This window comes from Nocardia speluncae NBRC 108251, from assembly GCF_001613245.1.
Lineage (GTDB): Bacteria > Actinomycetota > Actinomycetes > Mycobacteriales > Mycobacteriaceae > Nocardia > Nocardia speluncae.
On sequence record NZ_BDBZ01000030.1, the window covers coordinates 63,310 to 80,005 of the forward strand.

6 protein-coding genes are annotated in these 16,696 nt (G+C 67.2%); 5 read left to right on the forward strand and 1 reads right to left on the reverse strand.

Going from position 1 to position 16,696, the window contains the following annotated elements; all coding sequences use genetic code 11:
• Positions 1-72: 72 nt before the first annotated feature.
• Both pks13 and NS6_RS22910 read left to right on the forward strand, forming a co-directional pair.
• Complete coding sequence (gene pks13, locus NS6_RS22905; RefSeq protein WP_068045051.1) at positions 73-5,400, forward strand: polyketide synthase Pks13; 5,328 nt, start codon at positions 73-75, stop codon at positions 5,398-5,400.
• The gene (locus NS6_RS22910; RefSeq protein ID WP_068045054.1) at positions 5,397-6,941 is read left to right on the forward strand and encodes an acyl-CoA carboxylase subunit beta; all 1,545 of its coding nucleotides are present in this window, start codon (positions 5,397-5,399) and stop codon (positions 6,939-6,941) included. The genes pks13 and NS6_RS22910 overlap by 4 nt, the downstream gene beginning before the upstream one ends.
• A 71-nt stretch (positions 6,942-7,012) precedes the next feature.
• Here NS6_RS22910 and NS6_RS22915 read toward each other — a convergent pair whose 3' ends face one another.
• Positions 7,013-7,513 (reverse strand): peptidylprolyl isomerase, encoded by a 501-nt coding sequence (locus NS6_RS22915; RefSeq protein ID WP_068045057.1) that lies wholly within the window; start codon positions 7,511-7,513, stop codon positions 7,013-7,015.
• 193 nt (positions 7,514-7,706) lie between these two features.
• Here NS6_RS22915 and NS6_RS22920 point away from each other — a divergent pair, with 193 nt between their 5' ends.
• From NS6_RS22920 to NS6_RS22930, 3 genes are all read left to right on the forward strand, one after another.
• Positions 7,707-11,024, forward strand: a complete 3,318-nt coding sequence (locus tag NS6_RS22920; protein WP_068045060.1) for an arabinosyltransferase domain-containing protein — start codon at positions 7,707-7,709, stop codon at positions 11,022-11,024.
• Between the two features lie 191 nt (positions 11,025-11,215).
• Complete coding sequence (locus NS6_RS22925) at positions 11,216-13,294, forward strand: galactan 5-O-arabinofuranosyltransferase (RefSeq protein ID WP_068045062.1); 2,079 nt, start codon at positions 11,216-11,218, stop codon at positions 13,292-13,294.
• Between the two features lie 65 nt (positions 13,295-13,359).
• Complete coding sequence (locus tag NS6_RS22930) at positions 13,360-16,662, forward strand: arabinosyltransferase domain-containing protein (protein WP_084471326.1); 3,303 nt, start codon at positions 13,360-13,362, stop codon at positions 16,660-16,662.
• Positions 16,663-16,696: the final 34 nt, after the last annotated feature.

A 16,696-nucleotide genomic window follows, 5' to 3' on the forward strand; every position in this document is an offset into this window, starting at 1 on the left:
GTTGCCGTCCACCCATCCCTGCGATGCAGGCTGTTGCCAGGCACCGCATACAGACAGGTAGCTTGAGGACTGATGGCTGATAACGAGGGCACGTCGCCGGATATGACCGAGAACCTTCCCGCCGGGCAGGACGGCGGTGCCGCCGGGACGAGCGCGGCGGCCGCGGCCGGGGTGGGCCCCGCGGAATCCGAGATATCGGTGGCGGAACTACGAGAGTGGTTGCGGCGTTGGGTGGCCGAGGCCACCGGCCAATCGGTCGACAAGATCACCGTCGACCGGCCGATGGAGGAGTTCGGGCTCGCTTCGCGCGATGCGCTGGCTCTCGGCGGCGAAATCGAGGACCTCACCGGTGTGATGCTCGACCCCACCATCATCTATCAGCATCCGACGATCGCCTCACTGTCCGAGGTGATCGTCAACGGTCCGCCGGCGAGCGCGCTCGAGGTCCCCGACGACCAGTTCTACACCGCCGGGTTCGTGCCGGGGGAAGCGCACGATATCGCGATCGTGGGTCTGTCGACCCGGTTGCCGGGTGCGGGCGATACCCCGGAATCGACCTGGGAATTCCTGATGAACGGCGGCGACGCCATCCGCGACCTTCCCGAGGGACGCTGGGCGGAATTCTCGAGCGAACCGCAGTTCGCGCAGGCCGTGGCCGAGGGTAATACCCGCGGCGGCTACCTGGACCAGCACGTGGTCACCGATTTCGATGCAGAGTTCTTCGCCATGTCGCCGATCGAGGTCGAGCGGATCGACCCGCAGCAGCGGCTGATGATGGAGCTCACCTGGGAAGCGCTGGAACACGCGCATATCCCGGCCAGTGACCTGCGCGGGGGGTCGGTCGGTGTGTACATCGGTACCTCGACCAGTGATTTCCAGCTGCTCGCCGCCATGAGCCTGGGCGAGACAGATCCCAACGTCCCGGCTTCGGCCGAGGCATACAAGATCATGGGCAGCGCGAACAGCATCATTCCCAACCGCGTCTCCTATTTCTTCGATTTCCGCGGTCCGTCGGTGGCGGTGGATACCGCCTGCTCGTCGACGTTGGTAGCCGTACACCAGGCCGTCCAGGCGCTGCGGGCGGGCGATGCCGATGTGGCTCTTGCCGGTGGCGTCAACATGATCCTCGCGCCCATGGTCACGCTGGGATTCGACCAGGCCGGCGCGGTCGCGAAGGACGGCCGGATCAAGGCCTTCTCCGCCGATGCCGACGGTATGGTGCGGTCCGAGGGAGCCGGGCTGGTCGTACTGAAACGCCTGGCCGACGCCGAACGTGACGGCGACAACATCCTGGCAGTGGTCAAGGGTTCGGCGGTCAACAGCGACGGACGATCCAACGGCCTGCCTGCGCCCAATCCCGAGGCTCAGGCAGATGTGCTGCGCCGCGCCTATCGTGACGCCGGGATCGTGCCCTCCACCGTCGACTATATCGAGGCACACGGCACCGGAACCCCCATCGGTGATCCGATCGAGGCGGCGGCGCTGGGCCGTGTGGTCGGCGCCGGCCGTGCCGCCGACGCGCCCGTCCTACTGGGCTCGGCCAAGACCAACTTCGGGCATCTGGAGTCTGCGGCCGGCGTGGCGAGCCTGGCCAAGGTGCTCATGGCATTCCGTAACGATGTGGTGCCCGCCAATATCAACTACGCCGCGCCGAGCCCGTACATCCCGTTCGAGCAGGCGCGGCTGAAGGTCGTCGACGAACCGACCCGGTTCCCGCGCTACAGCGGCACCGCGACCGTCGGTATCTCCGGTTTCGGATTCGGTGGAGCCAATGCGCATGTTGTGGTGCAGGAGTATGTAGCTCCTGCCGTCGCGACCGGAGCACCGGTCGCCACCACCCCGGATGCGGGGGACCTCGATGCGGAGACCACCGACGTGGTGGCGGAAGCCGACGCGATCGCTGCTGCCGGGGCCGGCGCCGTATCGGGGGCGGAAGCCGAGTCCGGCACCGCAACCGGCTCCGGCGAACCCGAATGGTCGGCCGATCGCGCCGAACCGCTTCCGGTGATCCTGGCCGTTTCCGCCTATCTGCCCTCGCGTCGTCGCCGCGCCGCCGCCGATCTGGCCGATTGGCTGGAAAGTGAAGCGGGACAGCGGACTCCGCTGGCGGATGTGGCACGGGCGCTGGCCAAACGCAGTCACTGGCGGTCCCGCGGAGTTGTGCTGGCCAAGGACCACGCCGAGGCGGTGGCCGGGCTGCGTGCGATCGCCGCGGGTAAGCCGGGGGCCGGGGTGTTCACCGCGGATGCGCCCGCGCCCGAGGGCCCGATGTGGGTGATGGCCGGATTCGGTGCCCAGCACCGGAAGATGGGCAAACAGCTCTACCAGGAGAATTCGATCTTCCGCCGCGCCGTCGACGAGGTCGACGAACTCGTCGAGGACGAGGCCGGCTATTCAGTGCGCGAGCTGATGCTCGACGACGCCCAGGACTGGGATATCGGTACCTCCCAGGTCGGTACATTCACCATCCAGATCGGGCTCGCCGCGGTTTTGCGGGCACACGGAGCCGAACCCACCGCAATCGTCGGCCACTCCCAGGGGGAGGTGGCCGGTGCGTATATCAGCGGCGGGCTGCCGCTGGAGGACGCGGTCCGGGTCATCTGCGCGCGTTCCCGCCTGATGCGTGAGGGCGAGCAGATGCTCACCGACGACGACGTCCGCAATATGGCGCTGGTGGAGTTGAGCGCCGATGATGTCGCCGCCATGCTGCCCGACTACCCCGATATCGAGGTCGCGGTGTACGCGGCGCCGACCAACACCGTGATCGGTGGCCCGGTGGATCAGGTCGCGGCGATCGTCGCGAAGGTCGAGGAAGCCGGGAAATTCGCCCGCGTGCTGCAAACCAAGGGCGCCGGGCACACCTCGCAGATGGATCCGCTGCTCGGTGAACTCGCTGCCGAACTGGCCGGGCTCGAGCCGACGAAACCGACGGTCGGGCTGTACTCCACGGTCGACAAGGAGCAGTACTACGCACCCGGTCACGACCCGGTGCACACCGAGACCTACTGGGTGAAGAACATGCGACACAGCGTGTACTTCACCAATGCGGTGAAACGCGCGGTCGACGCCGGGATCACGACCTTCCTGGAACTGGCCCCGAACTCGGTGGCGCTCATGCAGGTACTGGGCACCACCTTCGCCGCCGGCCTGCACGACGCCCAGCTCATCCCGACGCTCAAACGCAAGGAAGACGAATCCGCCGCGGTGATCACGGCGCTGGCACAGCTGTACGTGCACGGCCATTCGGTGGATCTGGCGTCGCTGGTACCGGCCGGGCCCTACGCCGATATCCCGCGTACCGCATTCGTTCGTAAGCACTACTGGCCCAAGGTGAGCCCGCTGTCCACCGGCGGCAGCTCGCGGGTGCCGGGCGCCTCGGTTGCGCTGCCGGACGGCCGGCACGTGTGGGAGGTACAGGCCGCGGCGGTGAACGAACTGCCGGCGCTGGTACGTTCGGCGGCCGGGCAGGTACTGGCCGATGTGCACGTGGGCGCCAGTATCGCCCACGCTCCGTTGCCCGCGACCGGAACGCTGACCACCACCCTCACCCCGCACCCCGGCGGCGCATCGGTGCAGGTGCATGCCCGCGAAGATGCGCAGTTCCGGCTGCTGTTCGACGCGGTGATCACCTCCGGTGCGGCGCAGTCCACCCCGGCCCCGGCGGAATCGGCGGCAGTTGCCCCGGCCGCGGAAGCCGAGGTTCTCGACGCGGTGGACACCGCCGGCTTCGGCGATCGCTGGGATCCGGACAGCGGGCAGACCGTGGACGAACGGCTGGCGTTGATCGTCGCCGAATCCATGGGTTACGCGGTCGAGGATCTGCCGATGGAGATCCCGCTCATGGAACTCGGCCTCGATTCGCTGATGGCGATGCGGATCAAGAACCGGGTCGAATACGAATTCGATATTCCGCAGCTCCAGGTTTCGGCGGTGCGCGACGCCAGCCTGCACGAGGTCGGGAAGGTGCTGCGCTACGCGATCGAGCACCGCGATGAGGTGCGAGAAATGGCGGAGAAGCAGGCCGCCGGAGAATCCGGGGCGCTCAATGTGGACGACAACTTCGTCGAAGCGGCGAAGGCGGCCATGGAATCGGGGCAAGATCCGGTTGCGGCTTTGAACCAGGCGTCGGGCGGCAATCCAGCCACCGAACCGGCGGCCGACAGCACTGCCGAGACAACCTCCGGTGCAACTCCCTCCGAGCCGGAATCGACGCGCACCGCGGCCCCGTCCGCGGTGACGCCGCAGCCCACGGCCAAACCTGCCCCGGCGGTATTCGGTGGCGGCGCGGCCGGTGCCGCGGACGAGGACAACGTTCCGCCACGTGACGCTGCGGAACGGCTGACCTACGCGTCCTGGGCGACGATCACCGGCGAATCGGCCGGCGGGATCTTCAACACCCTGCCGATCCTCGACGAAGACACCGCCGAGAAGCTGGCGCAGCGCCTCACCGAGCGGGTCGGGGCGGAGATCACCGTCGATGATGTGCTCGACTGCGAAACCATCGAACAGCTGGCCGATATCGTGCGCACACTGCAGGACAGCGGTGCCGATGTGGACGGGTTCGTCAGGCCGTTGCGGGCACGTCCCGAGGGGTCCCGGGCTGTTCCGGTGTTCGTGTTCCATCCGTCCGGCGGTAACACCCTCGTGTACGAACCGCTGTTGAAGCGTTTGCCCGGCGAGACACCGATGTACGGATTCGAACGGGTCGAAGGTTCGATCGAGGAGCGTGCCCGGCAGTACATTCCGGAATTGCGGAAACTGCAGGGTGAAGGTCCGTACGTACTGTACGGCTGGTCGCTCGGTGCGGTTCTCGCCATGGCGGTCGCGCAGGTGCTGCGGGCCGAGGGCGCCGATGTGCGGGTTGTGGGTTTGATCGATCTCGCCATCCCGAGTGAACCGCAGGACAACAGCTCCGAGGAGAGCCTGCGCCGGATGCAGCGCTACCAGTCCTTCGCGCAGAAGACCTACGGGGTGCAGGGCGAATTGGACCCCGAGCAATTGCGTGAGCTGGCCGATGCCACCCCGGAAGAACAGTTCGAAATGGTGTCCAGCCTGATCAAGATGTCCGGAGCGAAAATCCCCGGAGGCGTGATCGAACACCAGCGCACCTCCTGGATCGAGAACCAGGCGTTGCAGCGGGTACAACCCAGCCACTACGAGGGCGATGTGGTGCTCTATCTCGCCGATCGCTACCACGACGGCATGATCGAGCTCGAACCCCGGTTTGCCGAGCGTCAGCCGAACGGCGGTTGGGACGAGTACGTGCCCAACCTGGAGGTTGTCCACATCCCCGGCGACCACCTCCAGATCGTCGACGAGCCCAGGATCGGGAAAATCGGTGCGGACCTCACCGCTAAACTCGCCCGGATCGACTCATCGGGTGTGAAAGGGAGCAAGTGAGCACTACCGCCGAAAAACTCGCCGACCTGCGGAAGCGTTTGGAGCTCGCCCAGGAACCGGCGGGCGAGGCCGGCGTGGCGAAACGGGCGCGTAAGGGGATACCCAGTGCCCGCGACCGGATCAATATGCTGCTCGACCCGGGTAGTTTCACCGAGATCGGTGCGCTCGTTCGCCGGCCCGGTGACCCGGCAGCCCTGTACGGGGACGGTGTGGTGACCGGGCACGGGCTGGTCGACGGGCGGCCGGTGGCGGTGTTCTCCCACGATCAGACCGTCTACGGCGGATCGGTGGGGGAGATGTTCGGCCGTAAGGTCGCCGCGATCATGGAGTACGCCGCGAAGGTCGGTTGCCCGATGATCGGGATCAACGATTCCGGTGGCGCCCGCGTCCAGGAGGCGGTGTCTTCGCTGGCCTGGTACGCCGAGTTGAGTACCCGGCAGGAGCCGCTGTCGGGGATGGTGCCCACGATTTCGATGATTCTCGGCAACTGCGCCGGTGGCGCGGTGTATTCGCCGATCAACACCGATGTCGTGGTGGCGGTGGAGTCCGCGCATATGTTCGTCACCGGTCCCAAAGTGATCCGTGAGGTCACCGGCGAGGACGTGAGCCTGGAAGAGCTGGGTGGCGCGCACGCCCAGGCCCAGTACGGCAATATCCATCACATCGCGAAGGACGAAGCCGCGGCTTTCGCCTGGGTGCGCGACTACCTGTCGTATATGCCGACCAGCTGCCAGGAGGTTCCGCCGGTCATCAATCCGGGGCTGGAACCCGAGGTCACCGACAGCGACCGGGAACTGAACTCGCTCGTGCCGGATTCCGACAACGCCGGATACGATATGCACGATGTCCTGCTGCGGATCTTCGACGACGGCGCCTTCCACGAATACGGCGCGGAAGCCGGGAAGAACATCATCACCGGTTTCGCCCGGGTAGACGGTCGCAGTGTGGGCGTGGTTGCCAATCAGCCGATGGTGTACGCCGGCGCCCTCGACGCCCGAGCTTCGGACAAGGCGTCGCATTTCATCCGGTTGTGTGATGCCTACGAGATTCCGCTGGTGCTCGTGGTGGACACCCCCGGTTTCATGCCGGGTGTGGAGCAGGAGAAGATCGGCGTCATCAAACGCGGTGGCCGGTTCCTGTTCGCGTTCGTAGAGGCCACCGTGCCCAAAGTGACCGTGGTCGTCCGCAAGGCCTACGGCGGTGGGTATGCCGTGATGGGGTCCAAACAGTGCGGTGCCGATGTGAATCTCGCCTGGCCCACCGCCCGTATCGCGGTGATGGGCGCGGAGAGCGCGGTGAGCCTGATCGGCGCGAGCCAGATCGCCGCCGCGCCGGAGGACCGGAAAGCGGCCGTCCGCCGGCAGCTGGTCGATTTCTACAACGCCACCGTGGCCACGCCGTGGGTGGCGGCCGAACGCGGTTTCATCGACTCGGTGATCGAACCGGCGCAGACCCGGCTGGAACTGCGCCGCGCGCTACAACTACTGCGTGACAAGACAGTGATCCGCAACCCGCGCAAACACCATCTGCTGCCGCTGTGACGGGCCACGGATCGGGGCGCGCCGCCGGATAACGGCGCCGGCGCGACCCGAACCGCTGCCGAGGCCCGGGTTCAGCCGACGATGGACGCGGATTTGATCACCACGTTCTCCGCCGGCACGTCCTGGTGCATACCCTGCGACGAGGTGGACACCTTCGCGATTTCATCGACGATATCGGTGCCGTCGGTGACGGCACCGAAGACGGCGTAACCCCAGCCCTGACCCGCCGGCTGAGTGTGGTTGAGGAAATCGTTGTCGGCGACATTGATGAAGAACTGCGCCGTCGCCGAATGCGGGTCGTTGGTGCGCGCCATGGCGACCGTGTACTTGTTGTTCTTGAGGCCGTTGGCGGCCTCGTTCTGGATGGGCGTTTTGGTCGGCTTCTGCTGCATCTGAGGGTCGAAGCCGCCGCCCTGAACCATGAAGCCCGGGATCACGCGATGGAAGATCGTGCCGTCGTAGTGTCCGGCTTCGACGTATTCGACGAAGTTGCGGACGGTGTCCGGCGCCTTCGTCTCGTCCAGCTGGAGGCCGATGGTTCCGTAGTTCGTCTCGAGATTCACCTTGGTCATGCCCCTACCTTTCCATTACCGCCGCTATACCCCGCGCATAAGGGGGTGATTTCCGGGCCGATTCTGCCAGCCGCCCCTCTTTACCCCGTTCCACTACTTTTTATGCCCTGTTCGCCTGAGCGTTTTCGTTTCGGCTGGGTACGCGCCGGGGTATCGGCGGGCCGGGCGCGGCGCGCCCAAGTAGCATGCCAGCGTGCCAGAAGTCGCCACCGCAGTACTGACGAAGACGCCACCGGAACCGGGGCCGAAGGTTACGCCGAGGGATTTCCGGGTCGCGCGCCTCGTCGCGATCATCACCGGAGTACTCGGTGTGCTCTTCGCGATCGCCACCCCGTTCCTACCGGTCACCCAGACCACGGCGACGCTGACCTGGCCGCAGAACAACAGCCTGGCCAATACGCAGGCCCCGCTGATGTCGCAGGTTCCGCTCGACCTCACCGCGACCATCCCGTGTTCGGCGGTGAACCAGCTGCCGCCCGAGGGGGGCATGCTGCTGGCCACCGCGCCCCCGCAGGGCGACCGGGCCGCGCTGGAGGCGCTGTTCGTGCGGGTCTCGGACACCTCGGTCGATGTGGTGGACCGTAATGCGGTGGTGGCCACCGCCGACCGGGCAGAGATGGCGAACTGCTCGGCCATCACCATCAGTTCCGACAGCGAGCGCACCACCGCGGCGTTCGAGGGCCTGTTCACCGAGACCGGTGTCCCCAACGCGGGGCAGCTGCTCGGTGATCTGCGCCCGCAGATGGTGGGCATCTTCACCGATATGACCGGTGATGTCCCGGCCGGGATGACTCTCGACTCGACGATCGACACCCGGTTCAGTTCGAGCCCCACCTGGATCAAACTCGCCGCCATGATCGCGGCCGTACTGTGCACCGTGCTCGCGCTGGTGGCGCTGGCCCGGCTGGACACCAGCGACGGCCGCGGGCACCGACGGTTCCTGCCCGCGAACTGGCTCAAACCCACACTCGCCGACGGCGGAGTGATCGGCACTCTGCTGGTCTGGCATTTCCTCGGCGCCAACACCTCCGACGACGGCTACATCCTGAGCATGGTCCGGGTGGCGCCGGACGCCGGTTACATGGCCAACTACTTCCGCTGGTACGGGGTCCCGGAGGCGCCGTTCGGCTGGTATTACTACGTCATCCAGCTGTTCGCCGAGGTCTCCACGGCCAGCCCGTGGGTCCGGCTGCCCGCTCTGGCCTGCGGAATCCTGTCCTGGATGGTGCTCAGCCGCGAGGTGGTGCCGCGCCTGGGTAACGGGTTGCGGGGGGCGCGTGCCCGAGCCTGGTTCGGCAGTGTGCCGCTGTGGACCGGCGGCCTGGTGTTCCTGGCGTTCTGGATGCCCTTCGACAACGGCCTGCGTTCGGAACCGATCGTTGCGCTGGGTGCGCTGCTCACCTGGGTTTCCATCGAACGCGCCATCGCCACCGCGCGCCTGCTGCCTGCCGCGATCGCGGTGGTGGTCGCGGCGCTCACACTGGCCGCCGCCCCGACCGGCCTCATGTGTGTGGCCGCGCTGCTGGCCGGTATCCGGCCGATCACCCGCATCATCGTGAAGCGGCATCGCGAACACGGCACGGCCGCGTTGCTGGCCCCGCTGGCGGCGGCCGGATTCCTGGTGCTCACGGTGGTCTACAGCGACCAGACCTTTGCCGGGATCCAGGAAGCCAACCGCGTCCGGCAGCTGGCCGGCCCGAACCTCGCCTGGTACGAGGACTACCTGCGCTACTACTACCTGTTCGTCGAAACCGTCGACGGGTCGCTGGCGCGCCGTTTCGCGTTCCTCGTCATGCTGCTGTGCCTGTTCACCACCATGCTGGTGCTACTGCGCCGTCGCCGAGTACCCGGTATTGCCGTCGGCCCGACCTGGCGATTGATGGGCGTGGTGATCGGAACGATCTTCTTCATGATGTTCCTCCCGACCAAGTGGACCCACCACTTCGGCGCCTACGCCGGTATCGCGGGTTCACTGGCCGCGGTGACCGCGGTCGCGGTATCGGCGGCGGCGCTGCGCGCACACAAGAACCGGGCGATCTTCCTGGCCGGTCTGCTGTTCACGCTGGCGCTCGCGTTCTCCGGGATCAACGGCTACTGGTACGTCTCCAGTTACGGGGTCCCGTGGTTCGACAAACGGATCTCGCTGTTCGGTATCTCGTCCAACACCGTGATGCTGGTGCTGTTCGGGCTGTCGTTGTTGCTGGTGGGCTGGCATGTACTGCGGGAAGGGTATGCCGAACCGCCGAACACCACCCGGACGGTGCGCGGCCGGCGGGTTCGAAAATTCGCCGCCATCCCGCTGACCCTGGTAGCCGCGGCAATGGTGCTGTTCGAGGTGCTCTCGCTGGCCAAAGGCGCGTATTCGCAATACCCGGGTTATTCGCTGGCACGAGGCAATATCGACGCTCTCGCCGGTGAATCCTGTGGGCTCGCCAACGATGTGCTGGTCGAGGTCGACACCAACGCGGGCCGGTTGAACCCGATCGTCGATCCGGCGAACCCGCCCACCAACCCCGGCGACCCGCTGGCCGGTGTGGAACCGGTCGGTTTCGATCCCAACGGGGTCCCCGACGATCTGTCCGCCGACGCGGTCGAGGTGAAACCGGGTACCGGCAACACCTCCAACCAGTCGGTGGGCGCCTCGTTCGCGGAAGGCCAGAATGCCGGTACCGGCGGTGGCCAGGGCGCGCTCGGCGTCAACGGCTCCACCGTGGCCCTGCCGTTCGGCCTGGATCCGGCCACCACGCCGATTCTCGGCAGCTACCAGGACGGTGTGCAGCGGCCCGCGCTGGTCACCTCGAGCTGGTATGAAATGCCGCAGCGGTCCCCGGACCATCCGCTGCTGGTCGTCACCGCCGCCGGGCGGATCATGTCCTACGACGACAGCGGTGTCATGCAGTACGGTCAGTCGCTCACCGTCGACTACGGGAAGCGGCAGCCGGACGGTTCGGTCAGCCATATCGGCACGTACGTGCCGCGCGATATCGGTCCCGCGCCGTCCTGGCGCAATCTGCGTATCCCGCTGGACGAACTCGCCCCCGAAGCCGACGCGGTGCGCATCGTCGCCAACGACCCGATCCTCATCGGAGACCAGTGGCTGGCCTTCACCCCGCCCCGGCTGCCCAAATTGGTAACCGCCGACGACTACCTGGGCTCGGAACAACCGATCCTGCTCGACTGGGCTGTCGGCCTGCAGTTCCCGTGCCAGCGCCCGTTCCGGCACGAGAACGGTGTCGCCGAGGTACCGGCGTTCCGCGTCCTGCCCGACCGCCCGCTGGCGGTGAGCTCCACCAACACCTGGCAGGCCCAGGAGTTCGGCGGCCCGCTCGGGTTCTCCCAGATGTTGGCGAAATCCACCACCATCCCGACCTACCTGAAGAACGACTGGGGTCGCGACTGGGGCACGCTGGAACGCTACGACCAGTACTACGACGCGGTCCCCGCCCAGCTGCAGACCGGCACCGCAACCCGGAGCGGTCTGTGGGATCCGGGGATGCTGCGGGTCTACTGATAATCGATCCGTTTGTGGTCAGGGCCTTGTGCACGAAGGTCCGGACGGGCCGGTCGCCTGAGCCCGGCCCGTCCATCGGTCCCGAGGTCGCCCCGGCCGGGGCATTCCGACGGCGCGGTCGGCGCGGGGTGGTTCTCCACTAGGCTGACCGACGGCCAGTAGGTGGACAGGAGCCGGAGGTAAGTACGCCGATGACGACGAGTCGTGGCGCGCGTTTGGGGCGTCAGGTCGGGGCCGGAATCGGCGAGGCGGTACTGGCCACGGTGGTCGCCGTGCTGGTGGTCGCGCTGGGGCTGGCCGCGTTTTCGCTGGTGAACTGGCCGGCGTTCAACTCCTCGAATGTGCTGCGGGCACTGACCACCGTGGGGCAGGTCGGTGCCGCGGTACTGCTGGCGGTATCGATCGCGCTGTTTCGGCTGCGGCGGGCCCGCCGGTGGGCGAAACTACTGTCCTGGGCCGGGATCTCGGCATTCGTCACCGTCACTCTGGGGCTGCCGCTGGCGGCGACGAAGCTGTACCTGTTCGGGATCTCGGTCGATCAGGAATTCCGCACCGAATACCTGACCCGGCTCACCGACAGCGCCGCGCTGCGCGATATGACCTACGCGGACCTGCCGCCGTTCTACCCGGCCGGGTGGTTCTGGCTCGGCGGGCGCGTCGCGAATGTGCTCGGAATGGACGGCTGGGAGGTTTTCAAGCCGTACGCGATCGGGTCGATCGCGGTGGCGGCGGTGGTCTCGCTGGTGCTGTGGTCGCGGTTGATCCGCGCCGACTGGGCGGTGGGGGTGACCGCCGCGATCACCGCGGTGGGCGTCACCTATGCCGCGCCCGAGGCCTACGGCGCCGTGATTGCGATCCTCATCCCGCCGGTACTCGTGATGGCGTGGGGAGCGCTGTATCGACCGGCCGAACTCACGCTTCGGACCGCTGCCGTGAGCGATGGGAACGAGAATCCGGCCGCCGCCGAAGCGGCCGGTGCGACGGCCGCGCGGGATTCCGGTGCGGCCGGGCTGTCCGGTGCTGCTACTGCGGGAGGCTGGGCCGCAGTACTGGGGACGGGGCTGTTCCTCGGCCTCGCGGCCACTTTTTACACGCTCTACTTTGCTTTCGCGGTGTTCGCTGTGGTTCTTATGGCGGTGTTCGCGGCCGGGCTGGGGGTCCGAGCCTGCTACGCCGCGCGGACACCGCGGCGGATTGCGGTGCAGCAAGGGGATGCGGGGCAACCGGTCGGGGGAATCGGGCGCGCGATCGGGTCGCCGCTGCTGCGGCTGGTCGTGATGGGCGTGGTCACCGCGCTGGTCGGGCTGCCGGTGTTCGTGCCCTTCCTGCTGCGGATGCTGGACAACCCGAAGCTGGAATCCGGTGGCGCGTTCCACTATCTGCCGGAGGCCGGCTCCGAACTGCCGCTACCGATGGCCGAGTTCTCGCTGCTCGGCGGTCTGTGCCTGGTCGGAGTGATCTGGCTGGTGCTGCGGGCAAGCTCCTCGCGGCGCGCGCAATCGCTGGGGCTCGGGGTGATCGCGGTGTATTTGTGGTCGCTGTTGTCGATGCTGGCCACGGTGGCGGGGAGCACCCTGCTGTCGTTCCGGCTGGAACCGGTGCTGCTGGTGCTGCTGGCCGCGGCGGGTGCGTTCGGGTTCGTCGAGGGCGCCCGAGCGGTGTATCAGGCACTGAACGAACCGGCACGATTCCGCTGGGTGGCTATCGTGCTCGCGACCGTGGGTGCGCTGGCCTACTGCCAGAACATTGCGCACGTCCTGGCGCCCGAGATCACCACCGCCTACACCGATACCGACGGCGACGGTAACCGCGCCGACCAGCGCGACCCCGCTGCTGTCCGGCACTACCACCACATCGACGATGCCCTGCGCGCGCAGACCGGCCGCGAACCGTCGGAGAACGTATTGCTCACCGGCGACACCACCTTCCTCGCCTACTACCCGTACTTCGGATTCCAGGGTCTGACCTCGCATTACGCCAATCCGCTGGCCGACTACGCGGACCGTTCGGCGGCCATCGAGGGCTGGAGCGAGCTGGAGACACCACAGGAACTCCTCGACGCGATGGCCGCCGCACCCTGGCGTGCCCCCGACGCTTTCCTGTTCCGCCGCAGCGGCGACGATTACACCTTGCGGCTCGCCGCAGACGTATACCCGAACGACCCCAACGTCCGCCGCTACACGGTCACCTTCCCGGCGGCCGTGTTCGACGATCCTCGGTTCACCACCACCGATATCGGACCGTTCAGCCTGGTCGTGGTGAAACGCTGAGTTCACCGACGTCCGGGGCAACCCGGTTCGTTCCGGGCGGCCCGCCTGGCCATGCACAGCCGTGAATGCGCCGCGCCTGGTTGCGCCCATTAGAGTCGAGCCCCGTGCGACCGCAACGATCCCCCCGAGCGTTGAACCGTATCCGTCTGCTGGCCCTGGTGTCCGGGCTACTCGGGTTCGTGCTGGCGATCCTGGCGCCGGTGCTGCCGGTCCGGCAGGACGAGACGGTCCTGGAGTGGCCGCAGGCCGGTGCGACCGATATCGAGGCGCCGCTGGTGAGTTATCAGCCGCTGCGCCTGGAGCTCACGGTGCCGTGCCCGGTTCTGGCCGCCGCCGAGGGCACCGTGGTGGCGACGGTTCCCGACGAATCGGGTGAATCGTCGGCCCGCGGCCTGCGGGTCGGCATGTCCGGCGACACGCTTTCGGTGGTGCTGCGCGATGTGCCGCTGCTCGCCGCCGACCGCGCCGAACTGGCCGGCTGTGAATCGGTGTCGGTGGTATCGACCGCGGCGTCGACCACGGCCGAGATCATCGGCGCTGCCCGCGCGGACGGTACACCGTTGCGCACGCAGGTGGATCGGGATATCCGGCCGCAGATGGTCGGCGTCTTCACCGATCTGCCTGCCGAGCAGCTCGCCGGTATCCGGTTGCACGCCGATATCGACTCCCGTTTCACCTCCTCACCGACCCCGCTGAAACTTGCGGCGATCATCGGCGCGGTCGTGTTCACTGCGCTCGCGTTGCTCGCTCTGCACCTGCTCGACACTGCCGACGGCCGTCGTGCCCGGCGGTTCCTGCCGTCGCACTGGTGGCGGTTCCGGCTGGCCGACGGCGCGGTACTCGGGGTGCTGGTGGGCTGGCATGTGATCGGCGCCAACACCTCCGACGACGGCTACATCCTGAATATGGCCAGGGTGTCGGAGAAATCCGGTTATCTGGCGAACTACTACCGCTGGTTCGGGGTGCCGGAGGCGCCGTTCGGCTGGTCCTACGAGGTGCTGGCATGGATGTCGCGGCTCTCGGAGTCCAGCCCGTGGATGCGACTGCCCACGCTGATTGCCGGGATCGTCTGCTGGCTGGTGATCAGCCGGGAAGTGCTGCCGCGGCTCGGCGCCCGAGTACGCGGTAACCAGGTCGCGCTGTGGACCGCCGGGCTGGTGTTCCTGGCGTTCTGGCTGCCCTACGACAACGGTCTGCGCCCCGAACCGCTGATCGCCGCAGGTGCCTTGCTCACCTGGTGTTCTATCGAACGCGCCATCGCCACTGCACGTCTGCTGCCGGCCGCGGTCGCGATACTCATCGCCGCGTTCTCGCTGGCCGCCGGCCCGACCGGGCTCATCTGTATCGCCGCCTTGATCGCGGGTTCCCGGCCGGTTCTGCAGATCATCATCAAACGTGCTCGGGGCGGCATGGAGAGCAACAGCGTGTGGGGCGCGATGGGGCGTTACGCGAGTCTGCTCGCGCCCGGACTGGCCGCCGGGACGCTGGTGCTCGTGGTGATCTTCGCCGATCAGACACTGTCGACGGTGCTGGAGGCCACCCGGGTGCGTACCGCAGTCGGCCCGAATGTGGCGTGGTTCGATGAGCGCACCCGCTGGGATTCGCTGCTCATGCTCTCCCCGGACGGTTCGCTGGCCCGGCGTTTCGGTGTGCTGTTGATGCTGCTGTGCCTGCTGGTCTGCGTGCTGCAAGTGCTGCGCAAGGGCCGGATCCCGGGTACCTCACGGGGGCCCTCGGTGCGCATTCTCGGCATCGTGTTCGCCGCGCTGTTGCTGATGATGTTCACACCTACGAAATGGACCCATCACTTCGGCGTCTACGCCGGGCTGGCCGGTTCGCTCGCGGCCTTGGCAGCGGTGGCCGTGGGTACCAACGGTATTCGCGCGCCCCGAAACCGCGCGCTGTTCGCCGCCACCGTACTGTTCCTGCTGGCGATCACCTTCACCGGGTCGAACGGCTGGTGGTATGTGTCCAGCTTCGGTGTCCCGTGGTGGGACAAAGCGCCGGTGATCGCGGGTAAGGGCTTTTCGACGCTGTTCCTCGGGCTCAGCGTGCTCGCGTTGCTGCTGGCGCTGTGGTTGCACTATCGGGCGCCGTACCGCAGTGGTCCGCCGTCCCGCTCGGCGCGCTACGCATCCGCCCCGTTGACGATTGCGGCGGCGCTGGTGGTGTTGTTCGAGATCGCCTCGCTCACCAAGGCTGCCGTGGGCCAGTACCCGGCGTACTCGATCGCAAAATCCAATTTCCGGGCGCTGGCCGGTGACCCGTGCGGGATGGCCGACGAGGTGCTGGTGGAGACCGATACCGCGGATTCGCTGCTGCAGCCTTATGAGGGTGATCCGGCCGCCGGTCTCGTCTCCACCGACCCCGAGGCGCAGACCTCCGGTTTCACCCCGGACGGGGTCGCCGGCGATCTCACCGCGGACGCGGAGGAAACCGTGACCGGTAGCGCGAACTCGGTGGAATCCGATACCGAGAACAAAACAACCGCCACCACCGGCGCCGGGACCGGCGGAGGCACCGAGGAACAAGCCGGGATCAACGGTTCCACCGTGACCCTGCCGTTCGGTCTCGACCCCGCCCGCACCCCGGTGCTGGGCAGCTACCACACCGGTGACCAGCAGCAGGCGGAACTGACCTCGCAGTGGTATCGCCTGGACCTGACCGACGAGATGCGTGCCGACCCCGCCTATCGGGTGCTGGCGATAACGGCTGCCGGCCGGATCAAATCGGTGGACGCCGATGGAGTTCTCACCTACGGGCAGGAATTGACCGTCGAATACGGTACCCGCGCCGCCGACGGCAGCATGCAGGTGCTGGGTTCGGTGACCCCGCTGGATATCGGCCCGAATCCGTCCTGGCGCAATCTGCGGGTCCCGCTGGATCAGTTGCCGCCCGAGGTGAACGCCGTCCGGCTGGTAGCGGTGGACAACGACATCACCAGCCGGCAATGGCTGGCCCTCACACCGCCGCGCCTGCCGCGCCTGGAGACCCTGGATTCCGTTGTCGGGCATACCGACCCGGTGCTGCTCGACTGGCACGTCGGGCTCGCATTCGGCTGTCAACGGCCGTTCGACCACGCAAACGGTGTCGCGGAGGTACCGCGCTGGCGGATCCTGCCCGACCGGACCGGATCCGATGCGTCCAATGCTTGGCAGGACCATATCGGCGGGGGCCCGCTGGGCTGGACCGAACTGCTCTTGCGGGCGGATTCGGTGGCCGCCTACCTGGCCGACGACTGGGCGCGGGACTGGGGTTCGCTGGAGCGTTACACCCCGTACCGGCCCGGCGCGCAGCCTGCGAAATTGGCTGTCACCGAGCGTAATCGCAGCGGTCTGGACACCGATGATCCCATCAAAGTGAGTTGAACTACGGTGCGCTACATCGAAACTCGTCAATCAT

Coding starts and splice junctions, on each gene's coding strand:
- pks13 (WP_068045051.1), top strand. CDS start 73: ATGGCTGATAACGAGGGCACGTCGCCGGATATGACCGAGAACCTTCCC.
- NS6_RS22915 (WP_068045057.1), bottom strand. CDS start 7,513: ATGACCAAGGTGAATCTCGAGACGAACTACGGAACCATCGGCCTCCAG.
- NS6_RS22925 (WP_068045062.1), top strand. CDS start 11,216: ATGACGACGAGTCGTGGCGCGCGTTTGGGGCGTCAGGTCGGGGCCGGA.
- NS6_RS22930 (WP_084471326.1), top strand. CDS start 13,360: ATGCGCCGCGCCTGGTTGCGCCCATTAGAGTCGAGCCCCGTGCGACCG.